The 18,905-nt window shown below is 51.1% G+C and carries 12 protein-coding genes; 4 read left to right on the top strand and 8 right to left on the bottom strand.

Features of this window, described 5'->3' with window-relative positions:
• Window positions 1–62: 62 nt before the first annotated feature.
• A complete protein-coding gene (gene acnB, locus BZG14_RS02290) occupies window positions 63–2,660 on the bottom strand; it encodes a bifunctional aconitate hydratase 2/2-methylisocitrate dehydratase (protein ID WP_077607873.1) in 2,598 nt (865 codons plus the stop codon).
• Between the two features lie 553 nt (window positions 2,661–3,213).
• Here acnB and BZG14_RS02285 point away from each other — a divergent pair.
• Complete coding sequence (locus BZG14_RS02285; protein ID WP_077607872.1) at window positions 3,214–5,127, top strand: methyl-accepting chemotaxis protein; 1,914 nt, start codon at window positions 3,214–3,216, stop codon at window positions 5,125–5,127.
• Window positions 5,128–5,261: 134 nt separating this feature from the next.
• Here BZG14_RS02285 and lpdA read toward each other — a convergent pair whose 3' ends face one another.
• The 7 genes from lpdA to BZG14_RS02250 form a co-directional block, all read right to left on the bottom strand.
• Window positions 5,262–6,686: a dihydrolipoyl dehydrogenase gene (lpdA, locus tag BZG14_RS02280; RefSeq protein ID WP_077456501.1), complete on the bottom strand. Its 1,425-nt coding sequence runs from the start codon at window positions 6,684–6,686 to the stop codon at window positions 5,262–5,264.
• Window positions 6,687–6,872: 186 nt separating this feature from the next.
• Window positions 6,873–8,753 (bottom strand): pyruvate dehydrogenase complex dihydrolipoyllysine-residue acetyltransferase, encoded by a 1,881-nt coding sequence (gene aceF, locus BZG14_RS02275; protein WP_077607871.1) that lies wholly within the window; start codon window positions 8,751–8,753, stop codon window positions 6,873–6,875.
• Between the two features lie 12 nt (window positions 8,754–8,765).
• Window positions 8,766–11,432, bottom strand: coding sequence for a pyruvate dehydrogenase (acetyl-transferring), homodimeric type (gene aceE / locus BZG14_RS02270; RefSeq protein ID WP_077607870.1), 2,667 nt, complete (start codon window positions 11,430–11,432; stop codon window positions 8,766–8,768).
• A gap of 71 nt (window positions 11,433–11,503) precedes the next feature.
• Window positions 11,504–12,295, bottom strand: a complete 792-nt coding sequence (pdhR, locus tag BZG14_RS02265; RefSeq protein WP_077607869.1) for a pyruvate dehydrogenase complex transcriptional repressor PdhR — start codon at window positions 12,293–12,295, stop codon at window positions 11,504–11,506.
• Between the two features lie 238 nt (window positions 12,296–12,533).
• Entirely contained in the window at window positions 12,534–13,082 is a 549-nt protein-coding gene (ampD, locus tag BZG14_RS02260) for a 1,6-anhydro-N-acetylmuramyl-L-alanine amidase AmpD (protein ID WP_069363368.1), read from the bottom strand.
• 24 nt (window positions 13,083–13,106) lie between these two features.
• Entirely contained in the window at window positions 13,107–14,411 is a 1,305-nt protein-coding gene (locus BZG14_RS02255) for a diguanylate cyclase domain-containing protein (RefSeq protein ID WP_077607868.1), read from the bottom strand.
• Window positions 14,408–15,403 (bottom strand): ABC transporter substrate-binding protein, encoded by a 996-nt coding sequence (locus BZG14_RS02250; protein ID WP_077607867.1) that lies wholly within the window; start codon window positions 15,401–15,403, stop codon window positions 14,408–14,410. Before BZG14_RS02250 ends, BZG14_RS02255 begins: the two co-directional genes overlap by 4 nt.
• Before the next feature lie 163 nt (window positions 15,404–15,566).
• Between BZG14_RS02250 and nadC the strand changes: the two genes are divergently transcribed.
• From nadC to pilB, 3 genes are all read left to right on the top strand, one after another.
• A complete protein-coding gene (gene nadC / locus BZG14_RS02245; RefSeq protein ID WP_077607879.1) occupies window positions 15,567–16,469 on the top strand; it encodes a carboxylating nicotinate-nucleotide diphosphorylase in 903 nt (300 codons plus the stop codon).
• 247 nt (window positions 16,470–16,716) lie between these two features.
• On the top strand, window positions 16,717–17,175 hold the full coding sequence (locus tag BZG14_RS15975) for a pilin (RefSeq protein ID WP_077607866.1): 459 nt from the start codon (window positions 16,717–16,719) through the stop codon (window positions 17,173–17,175).
• 39 nt (window positions 17,176–17,214) lie between these two features.
• Window positions 17,215–18,897, top strand: a complete 1,683-nt coding sequence (pilB, locus tag BZG14_RS02235) for a type IV-A pilus assembly ATPase PilB (protein ID WP_077607865.1) — start codon at window positions 17,215–17,217, stop codon at window positions 18,895–18,897.
• Window positions 18,898–18,905: the final 8 nt, after the last annotated feature.

Genomic DNA, 18,905 nt, shown 5'->3' with positions numbered 1-18,905 from the left:
ATCCAAAAAAAGCGCCCCCTAACAACGGGGGCGCTTTCTGTGAGCCTGCGAGTAAAATACGCTTATACCGCGGCTTTAATAATCACATCATCCGCTTTTTTGGTGTAGGCATCCATTTGATGGAAGTTGAGGTAGCGATAGGTATCGCTAGCGGTCGCATTAATTTGCTCCGCGTACTCAAGGTATTCCTCTCTGGTCGGAATACGGCCAAGGATCGCGCCGACAGCAGACAACTCCGCTGATGCGAGATAGACATTGGCGCCCGTACCCAGTCGGTTCGGGAAGTTGCGCGTCGAGGTCGACAGTACGGTAGACTTTTCTGCCACACGCGCTTGGTTACCCATACACAACGAGCATCCTGGCGTTTCTATGCGCACCCCTGCCCGGCCATAAATGCCGTAGTAGCCTTCGGCGGTGAGCTGATCTCTGTCCATCTTCGTCGGTGGTGCCACCCACATACGGGTAGATAAACTCCCTCCAAACTTGTCCAGCAGTTTACCCGCCGCGCGGAAGTGACCAATGTTGGTCATACAGCTGCCGATAAAGACTTCATCAACACTGTCGCCTGCCACATCTGACAAACTACGCGCATCATCGGGATCATTCGGCGCGCATAGAATTGGCTCTTTGATGTCAGCCAGATCGATTTCAAGCACATGCGCATACTCGGCATCTTTATCTGCTTCCATCAAGCTTGGGTTTTCCAGCCACTGTTGCATAGCTTGAATGCGGCGCTCGATGGTACGGCGATCGCCATAGCCCTCAGAGATCATCCACTTAAGCATCACAATGTTCGACTCTAAATACTCAGCCACAGAGTCTTGCGACAACTTAACGGTACAACCAGCCGCTGAACGCTCCGCTGATGCATCTGACAGCTCAAACGCCTGCTCAACCGTCAGGTGCTCAACCCCTTCGATCTCCAAAATACGGCCAGAGAACTCGTTAATCTTGCCCGATTTCTCCACCGTCAGCAGCCCTTTTTGAATGCCAAAGTAAGGGATAGCATGAACCAGGTCACGCAACGTCACCCCGGGTTGCATTTCGCCTTTAAAGCGTACCAATACGGACTCTGGCATATCCAAAGGCATGACCCCAGTTGCCGCGGCAAACGCGACCAAGCCAGAGCCTGCCGGGAAAGAGATCCCGAGGGGGAAGCGAGTATGTGAATCGCCACCAGTACCTACGGTATCAGGCAGCAGCATACGGTTGAGCCATGAGTGGATCACACCGTCACCGGGACGCAGCGCCACACCACCACGGTTCATAATAAAGTCTGGCAACGTATGGTGGGTTTCCACATCCACCGGCTTTGGATAAGCCGAGGTATGGCAGAACGACTGCATGGTCAAATCAGCGGTAAAGCCAAGGCAGGCCAAATCTTTCAGCTCGTCGCGAGTCATTGGCCCGGTGGTATCTTTCGAGCCCACGGTGGTCATTTTTGGCTCACAATAGGTGTTCGGGCGCACGCCCTCAACGCCACACGCTTTGCCCACCATTTTTTGTGCCAAGGTAAAGCCTTTGGTGGAATCAGCCACCGGACGTGGGCGACGGAACACCTCAGAGGGCTCAAGCCCTAAGCTTTCGCGGGCTTTATCGGTCAGCCCTCGGCCAATGATCAAGGGGATACGTCCGCCCGCACGCACTTCATCGTACAGAATGTCCGTTTTTAGTTGGAAGGTAGATAGGACATCATCGGTGCCGTGCTTGCACACTTTGCCGTCGGCCGGATACAGGTCAATCACATCGCCCATGTTGAGCTTGCTCACATCAAGTTCAATCGGCAGAGCGCCCGCATCTTCCATGGTATTAAAGAAAATAGGCGCGATTTTGCCACCTAAACAAAAACCACCTGAGCGCTTGTTAGGGACGTTAGGAATATCGTGCCCCATAAACCACAACACCGAGTTAGTTGCCGACTTACGAGACGAGCCAGTACCGACCACATCACCGACATAAACCAGTGGATGACCTTTTTCTTCCAGCTTTTTCATTTGCTCGATCGGGCCAATCTCTCCCGGTTTATCCGGCTGAATACCCTCGCGCTCGTTTTTCAGCATCGCAAGAGCATGTAAGGGAATATCTGGACGTGACCAAGCATCTGGCGCGGGTGACAAGTCATCGGTGTTGGTTTCACCCGAGACTTTGAACACAGTCAGTGTCACTTTTTCAGGAATTTGTGGTTTTTCCAGGTACCACTCAGCGTTCGCCCACGACGCCATCACCTGCTTAGCGTAGGCATTGCCTGCTTTCATTTTGTCTTCAACGTCGTAAAACGCATCGAACATCAATAAGGTATGAGACAGCACTTTCGCCGCAATGGGCGCAAGCTTGTCATCATCAAGTAAGGTGATCAGTGGTTCGATGTTATACCCCCCTTGCATGGTGCCAAGTAATTCAGTGGCACGCTCGGGGCTAATCAAGGGTGATTGCGCCTCGCCTTTAGCTAGGGCGGCAAGAAAGCCAGCTTTCACATAAGCGGCTTCATCCACACCGGGTGGGATTCGGTTTTCCAGTAAATAAACGAGGGTTTCTTCTTCGCCAGCGGGCGGGTTTTTCAGCAGTTCTATCAAACTGGCGGTTTGCTCAGCGTTAAGCGGTTTAGGCACAATACCCTGAGCGGCACGTTCTTCGACGTGTTTACGGTAGGCTTCAAGCACGACTATTTCCTCTTTTCTCGGTCAGATCGTGTGATCCAACATCCTTGGAAAGTGTTAGTACTCGTATCACGCTTATCCGGCGAAGTTTATTAAAATTTTCCAGCAAGACGAGGGTTCGAGCACGTAACCGCTGCGTGAGGATAGCATTTTTAACCTAAAATTAAAATCTACTCGTTTTGTGAAACATAATACTTAGGTCGTAGTGACGCGGTACGCTAATCCACACCTCTAGGTATAAGTTACCCAGAGCCTATCGCGGTTGTCACTGATTCTACACCGCTTTTCGCCATCGCGCAGTGATCCGACTACCATTGCTTTGCGCCCTATCTCCCGCAAACGACGACACACTTTTACCGCTTTATGTTGAAAGCGCGAGTAAAGTGTCATTTTTATCAATAACCCTAAGCAAAAGCTTCAATTTTATTGTTTCATGGTCGATATATAACCAATCATTCACACATATCTGCTAACTTAGATGTTAGTGCCATAAACATCATCACATTTTTGTCACGCTAACCTATCGTCTGTTAATAGACCCAATAGAGAGAAGGGCATGAAGCTAAAGCAACTCACGATCAAACAAAAACTCGTGTTGGCATTTGTCTCCGCGGTGATCGCYTCCACCGCCATCATCAGTTATATGAGCTTAAGCCAAGCACGCGACATCATGGAAAAGCGCCTGTTAGAAAACGAGCTTCCCACCACCCTCACCCAGTTTAGAGATACCATTGATAGTGAGGTAAACCAGCTACAATCGGCCGCACGTCAGCTGGCTTCTAACCCGGTGATGCTAGATATCATCAACCAAGATATTACGTCTGCAGAAGAAACCCGCGTGATCAAACAGCTCAACGTATTACGTGAGCAATACGATTTGAATGATGCCTCCATTGCCAACCGCAACACCGGGCAGTATTGGAATCAGAACGGATTTTTACGGGTGTTAACGCGTGAAAAAGACAGTTGGTTTTACAACTTCCTCGACAGTGGCAATGCCACCATGGCCCAGGTATTCCAAGAGGATAATGGCGAGCTCAAACTGTTCGTCAACTTTCAACAGCTTAACGGTAAAGGATTAGCCGGTTTTTCACGCTCGTTGGAGGACATGACCCGCTTTTTGAATCAATTTAAAATTGAACAATCGGGTTTTGTCTTCTTGGTCAACGCTGACGGCCTAGTGCAACTGCACCGCGACACCAATCTAATGGGTGAGCAAACCTTAAGCGATATTTATGGTGGGCAAGCGCGCAGCTTGCTGCAAAAAGGCGATTTTAACCTCTTCGACACCCGTATTAATGGTGAAGAAGTCCTGCTCGCATCCAGTTATGTGCCCTCCATGGATTGGTTTGTTATCGCCGATGTCCCTGCCGAAGAGGTTTACGCGCCTCTCAATGAAACGCGCAATCAGATCCTGATGGTATCGGTCGTCGTCGGTCTCATTTTTATCGTCGTTGCCGTCTGGCTTGCCGCAACCATTACCAAGCCGATCCAATACGTGGCCAATGTGTTCCGTGAAATTGGTGAAGGTGAAGGGGATCTGCGCCAACGCGTGGATATCAACAGCCAAGATGAGATTGGTCAACTTGCCTCTGGCTTTAATAGCTTTGTGGAGAAAATCCATCGTTTAGTCTCAGACGTTGCCCGCACCGGTGGTGAGTTGCGTAGTGCGGCCGAGCAAGTGTCATCACAAGCTGGCGCCACCCAATCACAAAGCGAGTATCAGCGAGATCGCACCGTGCAAGTGGTGACCGCCATCAATGAAATGGGGGCGACCGTTAATGAGATTGCAGGCAATGCCGCCAGTGCTGCCAGTGCCGCCAACCAAGCCTCTGATGATGCAGCGAGTGGTCAAGGTGTGGTGACCCAAGCACGAGATACCATCGCTCGCCTGGCTGATGACATGGAGAATATGTCGAAAGTGATCAGCGCCTTGGCTGAAAACACCGATTCGATTGGCGGTATTTTGGATGTGATCCGCGGTATCTCTGAGCAAACCAACTTGCTGGCGCTGAATGCGGCGATTGAAGCAGCGCGAGCTGGCGAGCAAGGACGTGGCTTTGCAGTTGTCGCCGATGAAGTACGCAGCTTGGCCAGTCGCACCTCTGACTCCACCGACGAAATCCAGACTATGATTGACCGCCTGCAGCAAGAAGCGCGCAACGCGGTAGATGCCATGGAACAAAGCCGCACCATGACCGCCGAAGGGGTCAATGCTTCCGATGAGGCGTCACAATCGCTCAATGCAATCAACGAGCAGATTGTACAAATCTCGGACATGAACACTCAGGTGGCCACCGCGACTGAAGAGCAGTCCACCGTGGTCAACGATATTAACCAAAATATCGAAGAGATTAACCACAGCTCACAGCAAACCGCTGATACTGCCARCACCATGGCAGAAGCGAGTGAGTCACTGCGCGATCTTTCCCAACGTCTTGATACCTTGGTAGGAAGCTTTAAGCTCTAAACCATTGCGGTTCTACCGACTGACGCACGAAGCGGGCCTTGGCCCGCTTTTTTTGTTCACGATCCACACGGGTTCACAGATATAAAAAAAGCCCCGCATAGCGGGGCTGAGTCAGAAAAATATAAACGCGTGGTTTATTTCTTTTTCTTCGCTTTCGGGTTAGGCATATCTGTGATTGAGCCTTCAAACACTTCTGCAGCCAAACCAACCGATTCGTGCAAGGTTGGGTGAGCATGAACCGTCAGCGCGACATCTTCGGCATCACAACCCATCTCGATAGCAAGACCAATTTCACCCAGCAGCTCACCGCCGTTGGTACCCACGACAGCACCACCGATCACACGGTGCGTATCTTTATCGAAGATCATCTTGGTCAAACCGTCCGAACAATCAGACGCAATCGCACGACCTGAAGCCGCCCATGGGAAGGTTGCTACTTCGTAGTTAATGCCTTCTTCTTTACACTCTTTCTCAGTTTTACCGACCCACGCCACTTCTGGCTCAGTGTACGCAATCGATGGGATCACTTTTGGATCGAAGTAATGCTTCTTACCTGAGATAACCTCTGCCGCGACATGGCCTTCGTGTACACCTTTGTGCGCCAACATAGGCTGACCCACGATGTCACCGATCGCATAGATGTGCGGCACGTTGGTGCGCATCTGCTTATCAACATTGATAAAGCCGCGATCGTCAACTTCAACGCCAGCTTGGCCCGCATCAAGCAGTTTGCCATTCGGGCTACGGCCGATGGCAACCAAAACAGCGTCATAGCGAACAGGCTCTGCTGGGGCTTTTTTGCCTTCCATGGTGACGTAGATGCCGTCTTCTTTGGCTTCTACCGCGGTCACCTTGGTTTCCAGCATGAGGTTCATCTTCTTGCTGATGCGCTTAGTAAAGACTTTGATCACGTCTTTATCTGCCGCAGGGATCACCTGATCGCACATTTCGACCACATCAACCTGTGAGCCGAGTGCATGGTAGACGGTGCCCATCTCTAGGCCGATGATACCGCCACCCATTAGCAGCATTTTTTCAGGCACTTCTTTGAGCTCAAGGGCGTCGGTGGAGTCCCAAATGCGTGGGTCATCATGCGGGATAAATGGCAGCTCGATAGGACGAGAGCCGGCCGCGATGATGGCATTATCAAAGTTGATGGTAGTGCTTTCTTCCCCTTCGACTAACAGGGTGTTGGCGCCAGTGAAACGGCCTGTGCCATTGACGACTGTCACTTTACGCTGCTTGGCCATACCGCCTAAGCCACCCGTCAGTTGGCCAATGACCTTATCTTTCCAAGATCGGATCTTGTCGATATCGGTTTGTGGCTCACCAAATACCACGCCGTGCTCGGCCATGGCTTTGGCTTCTTCAATCACTTTGGCAACGTGAAGTAGGGCTTTAGATGGGATACAGCCGACGTTTAGACACACACCGCCAAGGTTGTTGTAACGTTCAACCAATACGGTTTCCAAACCTAGGTCGGCACAGCGGAAAGCGGCGGAGTATCCAGCAGGACCAGCGCCAAGGACGACGACTTGCGCTTTGATTTCTTTACTCATTCTGACCTCGTTATAGTCTTATTCCCTGACAGGCTAAGAGCGGTAATTTTTTTATTGTTGTGGGTATCTGGGAGCCACAGTTTACAGCCATGTTAATGGGCTGAAAAATAAAAACCCATAGCCTGTGAGCTGCACAACAATTCCCGACCGACCTTTGACCGGCCAGTCGGGTTGTTGGTATTGCGATTAGAGTACCAAACGGCGAATATCAGACAGTAGGCCGTTGAGGTAGCTAATAAAGCGCGCACCCTCGGCACCGTCAATCACACGGTGGTCGTAAGACAGTGACAGCGGCAGCATCAGGCGAGGTTCAAAGTCCTTACCGTTCCATACTGGCTTCATTTCTGACTTAGACACACCCAAGATAGACACTTCTGGCGCATTAACGATTGGCGTAAACGCTGTACCGCCAAGGCCACCTAGGCTAGAGATGGTAAAGCAACCACCTTGCATATCAGAGGCCGTTAGCTTACCGCCACGGGCTTTCTTCGATACCACCATCAGCTCTTCAGATAGCTCGTGAATGCCTTTCTTGTTCACGTCTTTAAAGACAGGCACGACCAGACCATTTGGCGTGTCAACCGCGATACCGATGTTGACATACTTCTTCATGATCAGGCTTTCACCGTCTTCAGACAGTGACGCGTTGAATGAAGGGAAAGCTTCCAGCGCTTTAGCAGCCGCTTTCATGATGAACACCAATGGGGTGATCTTCATGCCTGACTCTTTCTTCTTCTCGATCGCGTTTTGCTCTTTACGGAACGCYTCCACTTCAGTGATATCGGCGTTATCCCACTGCGTCACGTGCGGGATCATCACCCAGTTACGTGCCAGGTTCGCCCCCGAGATCTTCTTGATGCGAGACAGTGGTTTTTCTTCTGTTTCACCGAATTTGCTGAAGTCCACTTTCGGCCAAGGGAGCAGGCCAAGTGCACTGCCGTCGCCAGAGCCAGACGCTGCGCCAGATTCAAGACGCTTAAGCGCCTCTTTGACAAAGCTCTGAACGTCTTCTTTCAGTACACGTCCTTTACGACCGGTGCCTTTGACTTTCGCCAAGTTAACACCGAATTCACGCGCGAGACGACGAACAACAGGTGACGCATGGGCGTATTCTTTGTTTTCAACAAACTCGTCTTTACCGGCGTCGGCTTTAGCTGCTGCAGGTGCTTCCGCTTTTGGTGCGGGTGCAGATTTTGCCTCTGCAGCAGGTGCAGGTGCCGCTGCTGGTGCCGCAGGTGCACTACCCGCCACCTCGAACACCATGATGTGCGAGCCGGTAGACACTTTATCGCCCGCGGCGATTTTGATTTCTTTCACTGTACCCGCAAACGGTGCCGGCACTTCCATTGACGCTTTGTCGCCTTCAACGGTGATCAAAGATTGCTCTTCTTCAACCGTATCGCCTACAGCGACCATGATGTCAGTCACTTCGACTTCATCACCGCCAATGTCAGGAACGTTGACGTCTTTTGATTCTGACGCAGCAGGGGCCGCAGGTGCAGCTTGGGCAGGTGCCTCGGCAGGGGCACTGCTGCCGACTTCAAACATCATGATCAAAGAGCCAGTTGAGACCTTGTCACCTGAAGCAATTTTGATCTCTTTAACAGTGCCCGCAAACGGTGCCGGCACTTCCATTGACGCTTTGTCGCCTTCAACGGTGATCAATGATTGCTCTTCGTCGACGCTGTCGCCTACCGCCACCATGATGTCGGTCACTTCAACTTCGTCACCGCCGATATCAGGCACGTGCACTTCTTTGATTTCTAATGCAGCCGCTGGTGCTGCAGCAGGGGCGGCGGGAGCCGCCTCTTCCGCAGGAGCGCTTGATGCGGCACCTTCCGCTTCAAAGATCATCATCAAAGAGCCGGTGGTGACTTTGTCACCCTCGGCAATTTTAATTTCCTTGACCACACCCGCTTGTGATGCAGGGACTTCCATGGATGCTTTATCACCCTCAACGGTGATTAACGACTGCTCTTCTTCAACCTTGTCACCCACGCTGACAAGGATCTCAGTCACTTCTACTTCATCCGCACCGATGTCAGGTACATTAATCTCGATTGACATTATTTCAGCCTCTTACGCGAACAGCGGGTTTACTTTGTTGGTATCGATGTCGAATTTCTTGATCGCTTCTGCGACCACTTTCTTGTCAACATCGCCACGCTTAGCCAGCTCATTAAGTGCCGCTACAACCACATAGCCTGCGTTCACTTCAAAGTGACGACGAAGGTTTTCACGGCTGTCTGAACGGCCAAAGCCGTCAGTGCCCAGTACTTTGTAAGATTCAGCTGGGACAAACGCACGAACTTGGTCAGCATAGTTCTTCATGTAGTCAGTCGCAGCAATCGCTGGCTCTGTGCCCATCACGGTTTGGATATAAGGCACTTTGCTTTCTGCATCTGGGTTCAGCATGTTGAAACGATCGACATCTTGACCGTCACGTGCCAGCTCGTTGAACGAGGTCACGCTGTAAACGTCAGACGCCACACCGAACTCATCGCTAAGCAGTTTCGCCGCTTTACGCACTTCGGTCATGATGGTGCCAGAGCCCATTAGCTGGACTTTCGCTTTATCGCCCGTGTAGGTTTCCAACTTGTAGATACCTTTACGGATACCTTCTTCCGCGCCCTCAGGCATGGCTGGCTGATGATAGTTTTCGTTCATCAGCGTCAGATAGTAATAGATGTTTTCTTGGTCAGGACCGTACATGCGACGGATACCGTCTTGCATGATCACCGCCACTTCGTACGCGAAGGTTGGGTCGTAAGAAACACAGTTAGGTACCGTGCTTGCCAAAATATGGCTGTGACCGTCTTCGTGTTGTAGACCTTCACCGTTCAAGGTAGTACGACCGGCAGTCGCACCCAATAGGAAACCACGCGCTTGCTGGTCACCCGCCATCCACGCCATGTCGCCAACACGTTGGAAGCCGAACATGGAGTAGTAGATGTAGAATGGGATCATGGGCAGATCATTAGTGCTGTAAGAGGTCGCCGCCGCTACCCACGATGACATCGCGCCTAGCTCGTTGATCCCTTCTTGCAGTACTTGGCCGCCTTCTTCTTCTTTGTAGTAAGACACCACACCGCGATCTTCTGGGGTATAAGTCTGACCCTGCGGGTTGTAGATACCTACTTGACGGAACAAGCCTTCCATACCGAATGTACGCGCTTCGTCGGCAATGATTGGCACAATGTTCTTGCCAATGCTCTTGTCTTTCAGCAATACATTCAAAGAACGTACAAATGCCATGGTGGTGGAGATATCACGTTTCTGCTCAGACAGTAACGCCGAGAAATCCTCCAGTTTTGGCAATGTCAGTTCTTGCGTAAATTTCGGCAGACGCTGTGGGGTATAACCGTGCAGTGCCTTACGACGTGCGTGCAGGTATTCGTACTCGGCAGAGCCTTCTTCCAACTTCAGGTACTTCAGGTTTTGTACATCGTCGTCAGACAACAAGTCTTGTAGGCCAAGACGATCACGCATCGCGTGAACATGGGTCATGTCCATTTTCTTCACTTGGTGCGCGATGTTTTTCCCTTCAGCCGCTTCACCCATGCCATAACCTTTAACGGTTTTCGCCAAGATCACGGTTGGACGGTCATTGCACTCTTGTGCTGCTTTGAAGGCAGCAAATAATTTAGATGGCTCGTGGCCACCACGCTTAAGTGCAAAGATCTCTTCGTCAGTCATGTCTGCAACCAAGGCGGCTGTTTCTGGATACTTGCCGAAGAAGTGTTCGCGTACGTAAGCGCCATCTTTCGATTTGAACGTCTGGTAATCACCGTCAATGGTTTCATTCATCAACTGCAGCAATTTACCTGAGGTGTCTTTGGCCAACAATTTGTCCCAGCCAGAGCCCCAAACCACTTTGATCACGTTCCAGCCGGCGCCTTTAAAGAGGCCTTCCAGCTCTTGAACGATTTTACCGTTACCCATTACAGGACCATCAAGGCGCTGCAGGTTACAGTTAATCAAGAAGCAGAGGTTATCCAGTTTTTCACGGGCTGCGAATGACAGCGCACCGCGTGACTCTGGCTCATCCATCTCACCGTCACCGAGGAACGCATAAACACGCTGCTCAGAGGTGTCTTTTAGACCACGACCGTTGAGGTATTTGAGGAAACGCGCTTGATAGATAGACGCAAGCGGAGCCAGACCCATAGATACGGTAGGGAACTGCCAGAACTCAGGCATCAGTTTCGGGTGCGGATATGAAGACACCCCTTTGCCATCGACTTCCTGACGGAAGTTGTCGAGCTGCTCTTCGCTCAAGCGGCCTTCAACAAAGGCACGTGAATAGATACCTGGAGAAATATGACCTTGATAATACACCAGGTCGCCACCATCTTTCTCGTTAGGCGCACGGAAGAAGTGGTTAAAGCAGGTTTCATAAAATGCCGCCGAAGACTGGAATGATGCCATGTGGCCACCCAGCTCTAAATCTTTCTTGGACGCACGCAACACGATCATGATTGCGTTCCAACGAATGATAGAACGGATACGGCGTTCCAGATTCACATCACCTGGGTAAGCAGGTTCTTGATCAGCAGGAATGGTATTTACATAGTTGGTGGTCACGCCCGTTGGCATGTCAACACCGTCCAAACGTGCTTGCCCTAATACTTGCTCCAGAAGGAACTGGGCACGTTCTACACCTTCTTCACGAACGACTGACTCAAGAGCTTGCAACCACTCTTGTGTTTCAAGTGCGTCCACGTCATGTTTCATGACTTCAGACATGGCGATCTATCCTTTCGTTGATTGACTCGTACAAAACAAACGTTGTCGCAGCTGCAGTGCCCTTCGCGTTTCTATCGGTGCGAATAAGGCGACTCCAACTCGTCCTTGCGTTGTTGAATTCGACGTAGAGACCGTTCGCGACGGCTTTCTTCTCGACCAAGATCCAACAGAGTTTCCTCAATGTAAGCCAAGTGTGCATGCGACGCTTGTCTGGCTTTTTCTGGTTCACCAGCGGTAATCGCATCCACTATCTCAGCTCGGTGTCGGCTGACGTTTTCCACCGTCTCTTGACGGCGATAAAGTAGCTCAAAATTTTGCAAAATATTCTGTTCCAGTAACGGCGCGAGACTGCGCATGATGTGAAGTAACACCACATTATGCGCCGCTTCCGTTACGGCAACGAGATACTGCATCACAGCCGAGGCTTCTGCCTCTAAGTCCCCATTTTGTTGTGCTTGACGAATGGCGTCATGACAGTCTTCAATGCGGGAAAAATCCTCTTCTGTTCCCCGTAATGCGGCAAAATAAGAAGAAATCCCCTCTAAAGCATGCCGTGACTCCAATAAATCAAGCTGGGTTTCTGGATGGTCCGCCAATAACTCTAGCAATGGCTCAGAGAAGCGTTGCCAAAGGCGTTCACTGACAAAGGTGCCGCCACCTTGCTTGCGCGTCAGTAGCTTTTTGACTTCAAGCCGTTGAATCGCTTCGCGCACTGACGGGCGAGACACATCAAATTGCGTCGCTAACTCTCGTTCAGGCGGTAACTTCTGGCCTGGAGACAAGGTCCCTTCCAGAATTAAGCCCTCGAGCTCTTTTTCAATTACATCCGAGAGTTTAGGTTGACGAATTCGCTGATATGCCATTGTATTTATTGACCATCTGCCCTCCCAAGCTTGGCGCTTAGCTGCAGAAACTGACTGATTGTAAATTGGTAAGACCAATTACTTTATTGATCCCTAAAGTTACCAGACAGCGGGTATTCTGTCCACCTGAACTTTGATTGACATCATGGAAACCTGTGTATTTTTAGCCTGACAGCCATGAATACCCCGCCCTCTTTAAATTGGTCAGACCATTTAATTCAGTCAATGCAATAGGCATCTAAATCAGTGCGTGTAACTTTTTCCAGTCAAACGCTACCCCAGGATCCGTTTTACGGCCTGGGGCAATATGTTGGTGTCCTGTGATTCGATCACGAGTAATGGCTGGGTAGGACTGCATCAGCGTCTGCGTGATCGCCGCTAACGATTGGTACTGCTGATCGGTGTATGGATGTGTGTCTGTGCCCTCTAGCTCAATACCGATAGAAAAATCGTTACATTGCTGCCGACCGTCAAAACACGAAGCGCCAGCATGCCATGCACGCGCACTGAATGGTACAAACTGGATCACACTTCCATCTCGTCGGATCAGTAGGTGGGCGGAGACGCGAAGCGATGCGATCTCGGCAAAGTAAGGATGTGCCGAGGGGTCGAGATGCCCCTGAAAAAACTGCTCAATATAGGGACCGTCGAACTGACCGGGCGGCAGACTGATGTTGTGGATCACCAGCAAGGAGATATCCTTGCTATCTGGGCGTTGGTTATGATGAGGAGACAGACAAGCGCGCGCGCCTACTAACCAATGATTGTCAATCTGTGAAAAAGACATATCCGATCCACGTGAGCAAAATCGCTACTTTATCTGGTCAGTCGGAAGATTGGAATACAAGCAACAACGCGCTTCAGGGTGATTTTTGGCGTAATACATGGCGGCATCGGCTTGATTCATCATTTGCTGTAGCTCGAGCCCATCCGTGGGGAAGCAACTTACGCCGATGCTAATGGTCAGTGACAAGGAGGTATCGGCAACCTGTATTGGCGCGTGTATTTCTTCTTGGATACGGGTGATCACTTCATTCAACGCCGATTTATTCGCTAATAAGTCCAGCCAGACAATGAACTCATCTCCCCCCAAGCGGCCAACCAAATCAGAGCGACGCACGCATTGTTTCAAGCGATGACCGACCACTTTGAGAAGCTCATCACCGACCCCATGTCCGTAGGTGTCATTGACTTGCTTAAAATCATTTAAATCAATGAATAATAACGCCGCATTGGTTTGGGCGCGATTGGCCCGCATCACCGCCACCTCCACATGTGATTGAAACGCACGTCGGTTAAAGAGGCCCGTCAACTCATCGCGCTCAGCCAGGAATTTGAGTTGATGCTGCTGCTCACGAAGCTGTTGCGTTTGCCGTGCGACTTCTTCGCTCAACTGCTTTTTGTCCACCATGGTGTGGCTTAGCGCACGTTTCATCTCGTTGACATGATCAGCCAATTCAGTCAGCTCATCTTTATCAGTCAAGGTTAACTCAGTGGTTAAATCACCTTGCTTTATTTGTGTAATCGTCGAATGCAATGCTTTTAGACGGTGCGTTAACCGCCGCCGCAAGCTGGTCACAAACATAGTTACCAACAAGGCTAACACCACCAGTACGCCGCCATGTACCACCAGCAGGGTTTTCTGTTGCTGCCCCGATTGATACATCACCTGCTGCCGTACCGAAAAGGCCGTTTCACTCATCGCCTGTAGCAACACATTAAAACGTGAGAACAGCATCAAACGCCCTTCATCCACGGAAGGGGCAACGCTTAACTGCCCCGCTGTTACTGACAATAGGCGGTCAATACTATTTGCCGCGAGCCGGATTGACTGCGCGGACTGCGGCGGTAACGCAAGTTCATCGCTGTCTAACTGCGCACGCAATGCATGGGTCGACTGATTCACATCTTGGCGCGTTTGCGCACTGGGATATTGACGATACAACCATAGACGGCCACGCAGGCTATCAATCTGAGAGTGTACCGCCATGATGCTGTCTAACCGTGACTGAATTTGATTTTGTTTATAAAAAAGTTCAACCGTAATTAACAGCGTAATAAAGGTGAGCGCCGTACAGGCATACACAACTATACTGAGCTGCTGACCGATCTTCATTCTAATAAACTCACTTTTTGYGTGGCCTCAACCAAGGGGCCCGGGTTGAGTATATGGCGGAATGACGGCGTGCTCCCTTCCACTAAACCCGCTTCTTGCGCCCATCGCGCTTGGTTTTTTAACCGCAGTAGTAACGAATCATTCAATGAAAGGCGGAATAAGTAATCTTGCCATAGCCAGCTGAGTTTATCGTCTGACATGTCAAGATACGCGGAGACCTGTACTTTAGCCCGCTCTGGATGTTGATGAATAAAGTTCACCGCGTCATCTAGCGCACTGACAACCTGTTGCATGTCCTGGTGCTGCTTGTTGACTAACAAGCGATCACTGACTAACAGAAAAGAGAGGCTGTGCAGACCTTTACTATCAAGCGAATGCACCGGCTGGTTGGACTGCTTGAGGAGCTGATAGCCGTAGGGCTCCCATATGGCTATCACATCCACCTTCTCGTCGAGAAGCGCTTTGGGCAGTGCTTCGGGAGGATAGCCAACTTTTTCCACCCGCTCTCTCGGAATGTCGTGCAATTGCAGCAAGGAGTCAAAGAAATACTCACTGGCACTCGACGCAACAATGCCCACGCGTGCATTGTCGAGCGCGTGCGCCAACGAGCCGCTAATCTCACGGTCAATAGACCAGAGTTTGACATCGTTATCTGACTCGACAAAGCTGGTTAGCACATTAAAATCATCGCGCTCAAAACTGTTAAACATCACCACCGTCTCTGAGGTAGTCGCTAAGTCCACCTCTCCTGACATTAAGGTTTGAAAACTCTTTACCCCGCCATGGACAGGCTTAAGCGTCATCGCAATACCATGCTTTTTAAATAGTCCCTGCTCTTTAGCCACAATAATCGGGGCAGACAGGGGGGTGAGCGAAACCGCAATAGCCAGTGATGATAATGGTTCGGACACAGGCTGCCTGAGTTGCTGCCACGTACGGAACCCAATAAACGCAATCGCTATCATGGCCACCAGGGCTAACCCTCGCTTCATCGCATCCCCTCTTTGACTGTTCCTGCCCAAAGTGTAGACAATTTAAAAGACAGACTATGATCAAAAAGGTAGACGAACGCAGGGAAACGAGAGAGAAAAGCTGCATTTCGTTATCACCAGCGTTATCATTCGACCACTTTTTTGATGACCGCGGTAAGCCATGATGACATCGACCCCTTTTCATGCTGTCCATGACAGCGAGCGCCGCCTGGCCTATCTCACCTCTCACCTCCGCGCCGACGTGACCCGCGCGGTGACCGACGCACTGCGAGAAGATCTGGGTGGCGACATCGACCCCAGCAAAGACATCACCGCTAGCCTGATCCCGGCCGATTCGGTATCCACCGCGACACTGATCACCCGAGAAGATGGCGTTTTCTGTGGCCGTGCCTATGCGGATGAAGTTTTTCATCAACTCGGTGGCGACGTCACCTTGACGTGGCATGTTGCCGATGGCGACGCCATCACCGCTAATCAATCGCTGTGTACCTTACAAGGTCCCTCGCGTGTTTTGTTGACCGGTGAACGCAATGCGATGAACTTTATCCAGACCTTGTCAGGCTGCGCCAGTAAAACGGCAACCTATGTGGCAGCGCTCAACGGCACCCACACCAAATTGCTCGACACGCGTAAGACCATCCCGGGACTGCGCAGTGCACTCAAATATGCTGTCGCTTGTGGCGGCGGACACAATCATCGTATTGGTGTGTTTGATGCGTATTTGATCAAAGAGAATCATATTCTCGCCTGTGGCGGGATTGCCAATGCGGTGCAAGAGGCTCGTCGTCTGAATCCAGATAAACCGGTGGAAGTAGAGACAGAAAATCTGGATGAGCTAAAACAAGCCATTGAGGCCGGCGCCGACATTGTGATGCTGGATAACTTTAGCGTGCCGATGATGCGTGAAGCGGTGGCGTTAAACCAAAATAAAGTGGCGCTAGAAGTCTCGGGAAACGTCACCTTGGATACTCTGGCGGAATACGCATCCACGGGCGTGGATTATATTTCGGTGGGCGCGCTTACCAAGCACGTGACTGCGCTCGATTTATCCATGCGTTTTCACTAACACGTACGCTCACTCAGCGTCGACCAGGCCGCCCACGATGGGCGGCCTTTTTATCACTCTTTCGTGACAAAAATTTTGTGGTGAGTCGAACACTACCTTAGAAAAAAATACTGTTACATCCAGCTTTTATCCTTCAGTCTCAAACTCATCTCTCCCCTCTTTTTTGCGCCACGCTCACAAGCGTAAAGTCGCTGCACTCGCGGCCACCGAGTAGGCGGCCCACCATGATGGAAAGGAGATAAATAGGATGCAAAAGCAACAAGGGTTTAGCTTGATTGAGTTACTGATCGTCGTCGGCATTATCGCAGCACTGTCTGCCATCGCCGTCCCCGCTTATGTTAATAAACAAAAAATCGCTGAATTTAACTCAGGGTTAGCATCAGGCCGTGCTCTTCTCACTCGGCTTGACCTATATCTTGATGAAGAAGGTGGATCGGTAGAAGACTTTGTTAACGAATTAGCAGGTGGTGGCAAAAAGAGCAAAAAGGCAAAGCTTGGGGAACTCGCTACTGTCACTGAGCTAGCAGGGAGCGGCAACGATGACTCGAAGATAGGGCTTGAAGTGACGTTTTCGGCTGATAGCGCCGTTACAGGCACCAAAATAACCTTTGAGAAACGCAAATATGCTTGGCAATGCAGCTACAGTCTCGGTAAGGGTATAACGTTAGAACCAAGCGAAATCAAAGGCTGCCAAAACGGCTCTTAATGCGAAAGCACGATGATTGAGACGAAGTAAGGACAGCCGATGATCCCAACCGCTCAGTTGTATCAAGCCGGTTTATTGACCGATGCCCAGCACCATGCGTTGGGCATTGGCGATGGCACACCGCTTAGCGTCTCCCGTTTACTCGATGCCGGGGTTGACCCCACCGCGCTCGCCCACACCCTCGCGAGTCAGCATCACCTGCCTTTTTCGGAAAGCCATCAGTACCCGTTTAAAGACACCTGTTATGCCCTAGATAGGCGCGATTTGATTCAGCGTCATCAGGTGTTGCCGCTGGCCCAGCAAGGCCAAGAGCTACTGCTCGGCGTCAGTGACCCAGATAACACGGAGGCGGTCGCCGACTTTCGCTTTTCTACTGGGCTCAATGTCCGTTTAGTGGTACTCAGTCAGCCGGACTTGGATGCCGCGCTGCGCCACTTATACGGCGCAGATATCGATGGCACCGGCGATGGCATCACCATCAGTGATCAAGACTTAGCCGCCCTGACCGTCACCGATAGCCCACAAGAAGACAGCGCTGAGCTACAAAGCGATCAGGCGCCGATCAGTCGTTACATTCAACAGATATTGGTGGATGCGGTGCGTAAAAACGCCTCCGACGTGCACTTCGAGCCCTTTGAACATCACTACCAAATTCGCTTTCGCCAAGACGGTTTATTGCACACCTATGCCCACCCTCCTGCGGGGGTCTCGCGGCGGCTGTCGACTCGACTCAAAATCCTGGCCCAACTCAATATTGCCGAACGACGTTTACCACAAGACGGGCGCATTAAGCTGACCCTCACTGCCGATCACACCGTCGATATGCGCGTATCCACCTTACCGACCGTTTGGGGCGAGAAGGTGGTGGTTCGCTTGTTGAATAATGGCCAGCAGCAACTGACGCTACATGATTTAGGCTTAACCGAGTGGCAGCGCCAGCACTATCAAGACGCATTGGATAGGCCGCAAGGGATGGTTTTGTTTACCGGCCCAACGGGAAGCGGCAAAACCGTCTCTTTGTATAGTGGGCTCAGGTATCTTAATCAGCCGCAGCGTAATATTGCCACCGTCGAAGATCCGGTTGAGATCCAGCTAGAAGGCATCAATCAAGTCAATGTTAATCCTAGCATCGGTTTAGATTTCGCCACCGCACTCCGTGCCTTTTTGCGCCAAGATCCCGATGTGGTGATGGTGGGAGAAATACGCGATCTCGACACCGCTGAGATCGGGATCAAGGCCGCGCAAACCGGTCACCTGGTGTTATCAACGCTGCATACCAATTCGGCGGCCGAAAGCATCACCCGTTTGTCCCATATGGGCATTGCCCCCTACAACCTTGCCAGCTCTCTAACTTTGGTGGTGGCTCAGCGTTTGGTACGCCGTTTATGCCCTGTTTGTAAACAGCCGCACCCGTCTGATGACCCACGCCTTCAGTACTTAGCCAACCTCTATCCAAGCTTAACCCCAAGCACGCTCTACCAAGCCAATCCTCACGGCTGTTACCAGTGCTATCAGGGTTATCAAGGACGGACTGGGGTGTACGAAGTGCTCCCCGTGACAGAAAAGATAACCAGCGCCATTTACCGAAATGCCAGCGCGGTGGAACTCACTCAACTGGCCACCGAAGAAGGTATGTGGCGATTGGCCGAGTCTGGGGTTGCCAAACTCAACCAAGGGATCACCAGCATCCAAGAGCTTACCCGCGTTATTCAGCTTGCSTAAGGAGTCTG

The sequence above is a fragment of the Salinivibrio sp. IB282 genome (assembly GCF_001995685.1).
Classification (GTDB): domain Bacteria; phylum Pseudomonadota; class Gammaproteobacteria; order Enterobacterales; family Vibrionaceae; genus Salinivibrio; species Salinivibrio kushneri.
The sequence above is the reverse complement of the archived record's forward strand: the minus strand, read 5'-3'. Positions and strand labels throughout refer to the sequence as shown.

Coding starts and splice junctions, on each gene's coding strand:
- nadC (WP_077607879.1), top strand. CDS start 15,567: ATGACATCGACCCCTTTTCATGCTGTCCATGACAGCGAGCGCCGCCTG.
- ampD (WP_069363368.1), bottom strand. CDS start 13,082: ATGTCTTTTTCACAGATTGACAATCATTGGTTAGTAGGCGCGCGCGCT.
- BZG14_RS02255 (WP_077607868.1), bottom strand. CDS start 14,411: ATGAAGATCGGTCAGCAGCTCAGTATAGTTGTGTATGCCTGTACGGCG.
- pdhR (WP_077607869.1), bottom strand. CDS start 12,295: ATGGCATATCAGCGAATTCGTCAACCTAAACTCTCGGATGTAATTGAA.
- BZG14_RS15975 (WP_077607866.1), top strand. CDS start 16,717: ATGCAAAAGCAACAAGGGTTTAGCTTGATTGAGTTACTGATCGTCGTC.
- aceE (WP_077607870.1), bottom strand. CDS start 11,432: ATGTCTGAAGTCATGAAACATGACGTGGACGCACTTGAAACACAAGAG.
- lpdA (WP_077456501.1), bottom strand. CDS start 6,686: ATGAGTAAAGAAATCAAAGCGCAAGTCGTCGTCCTTGGCGCTGGTCCT.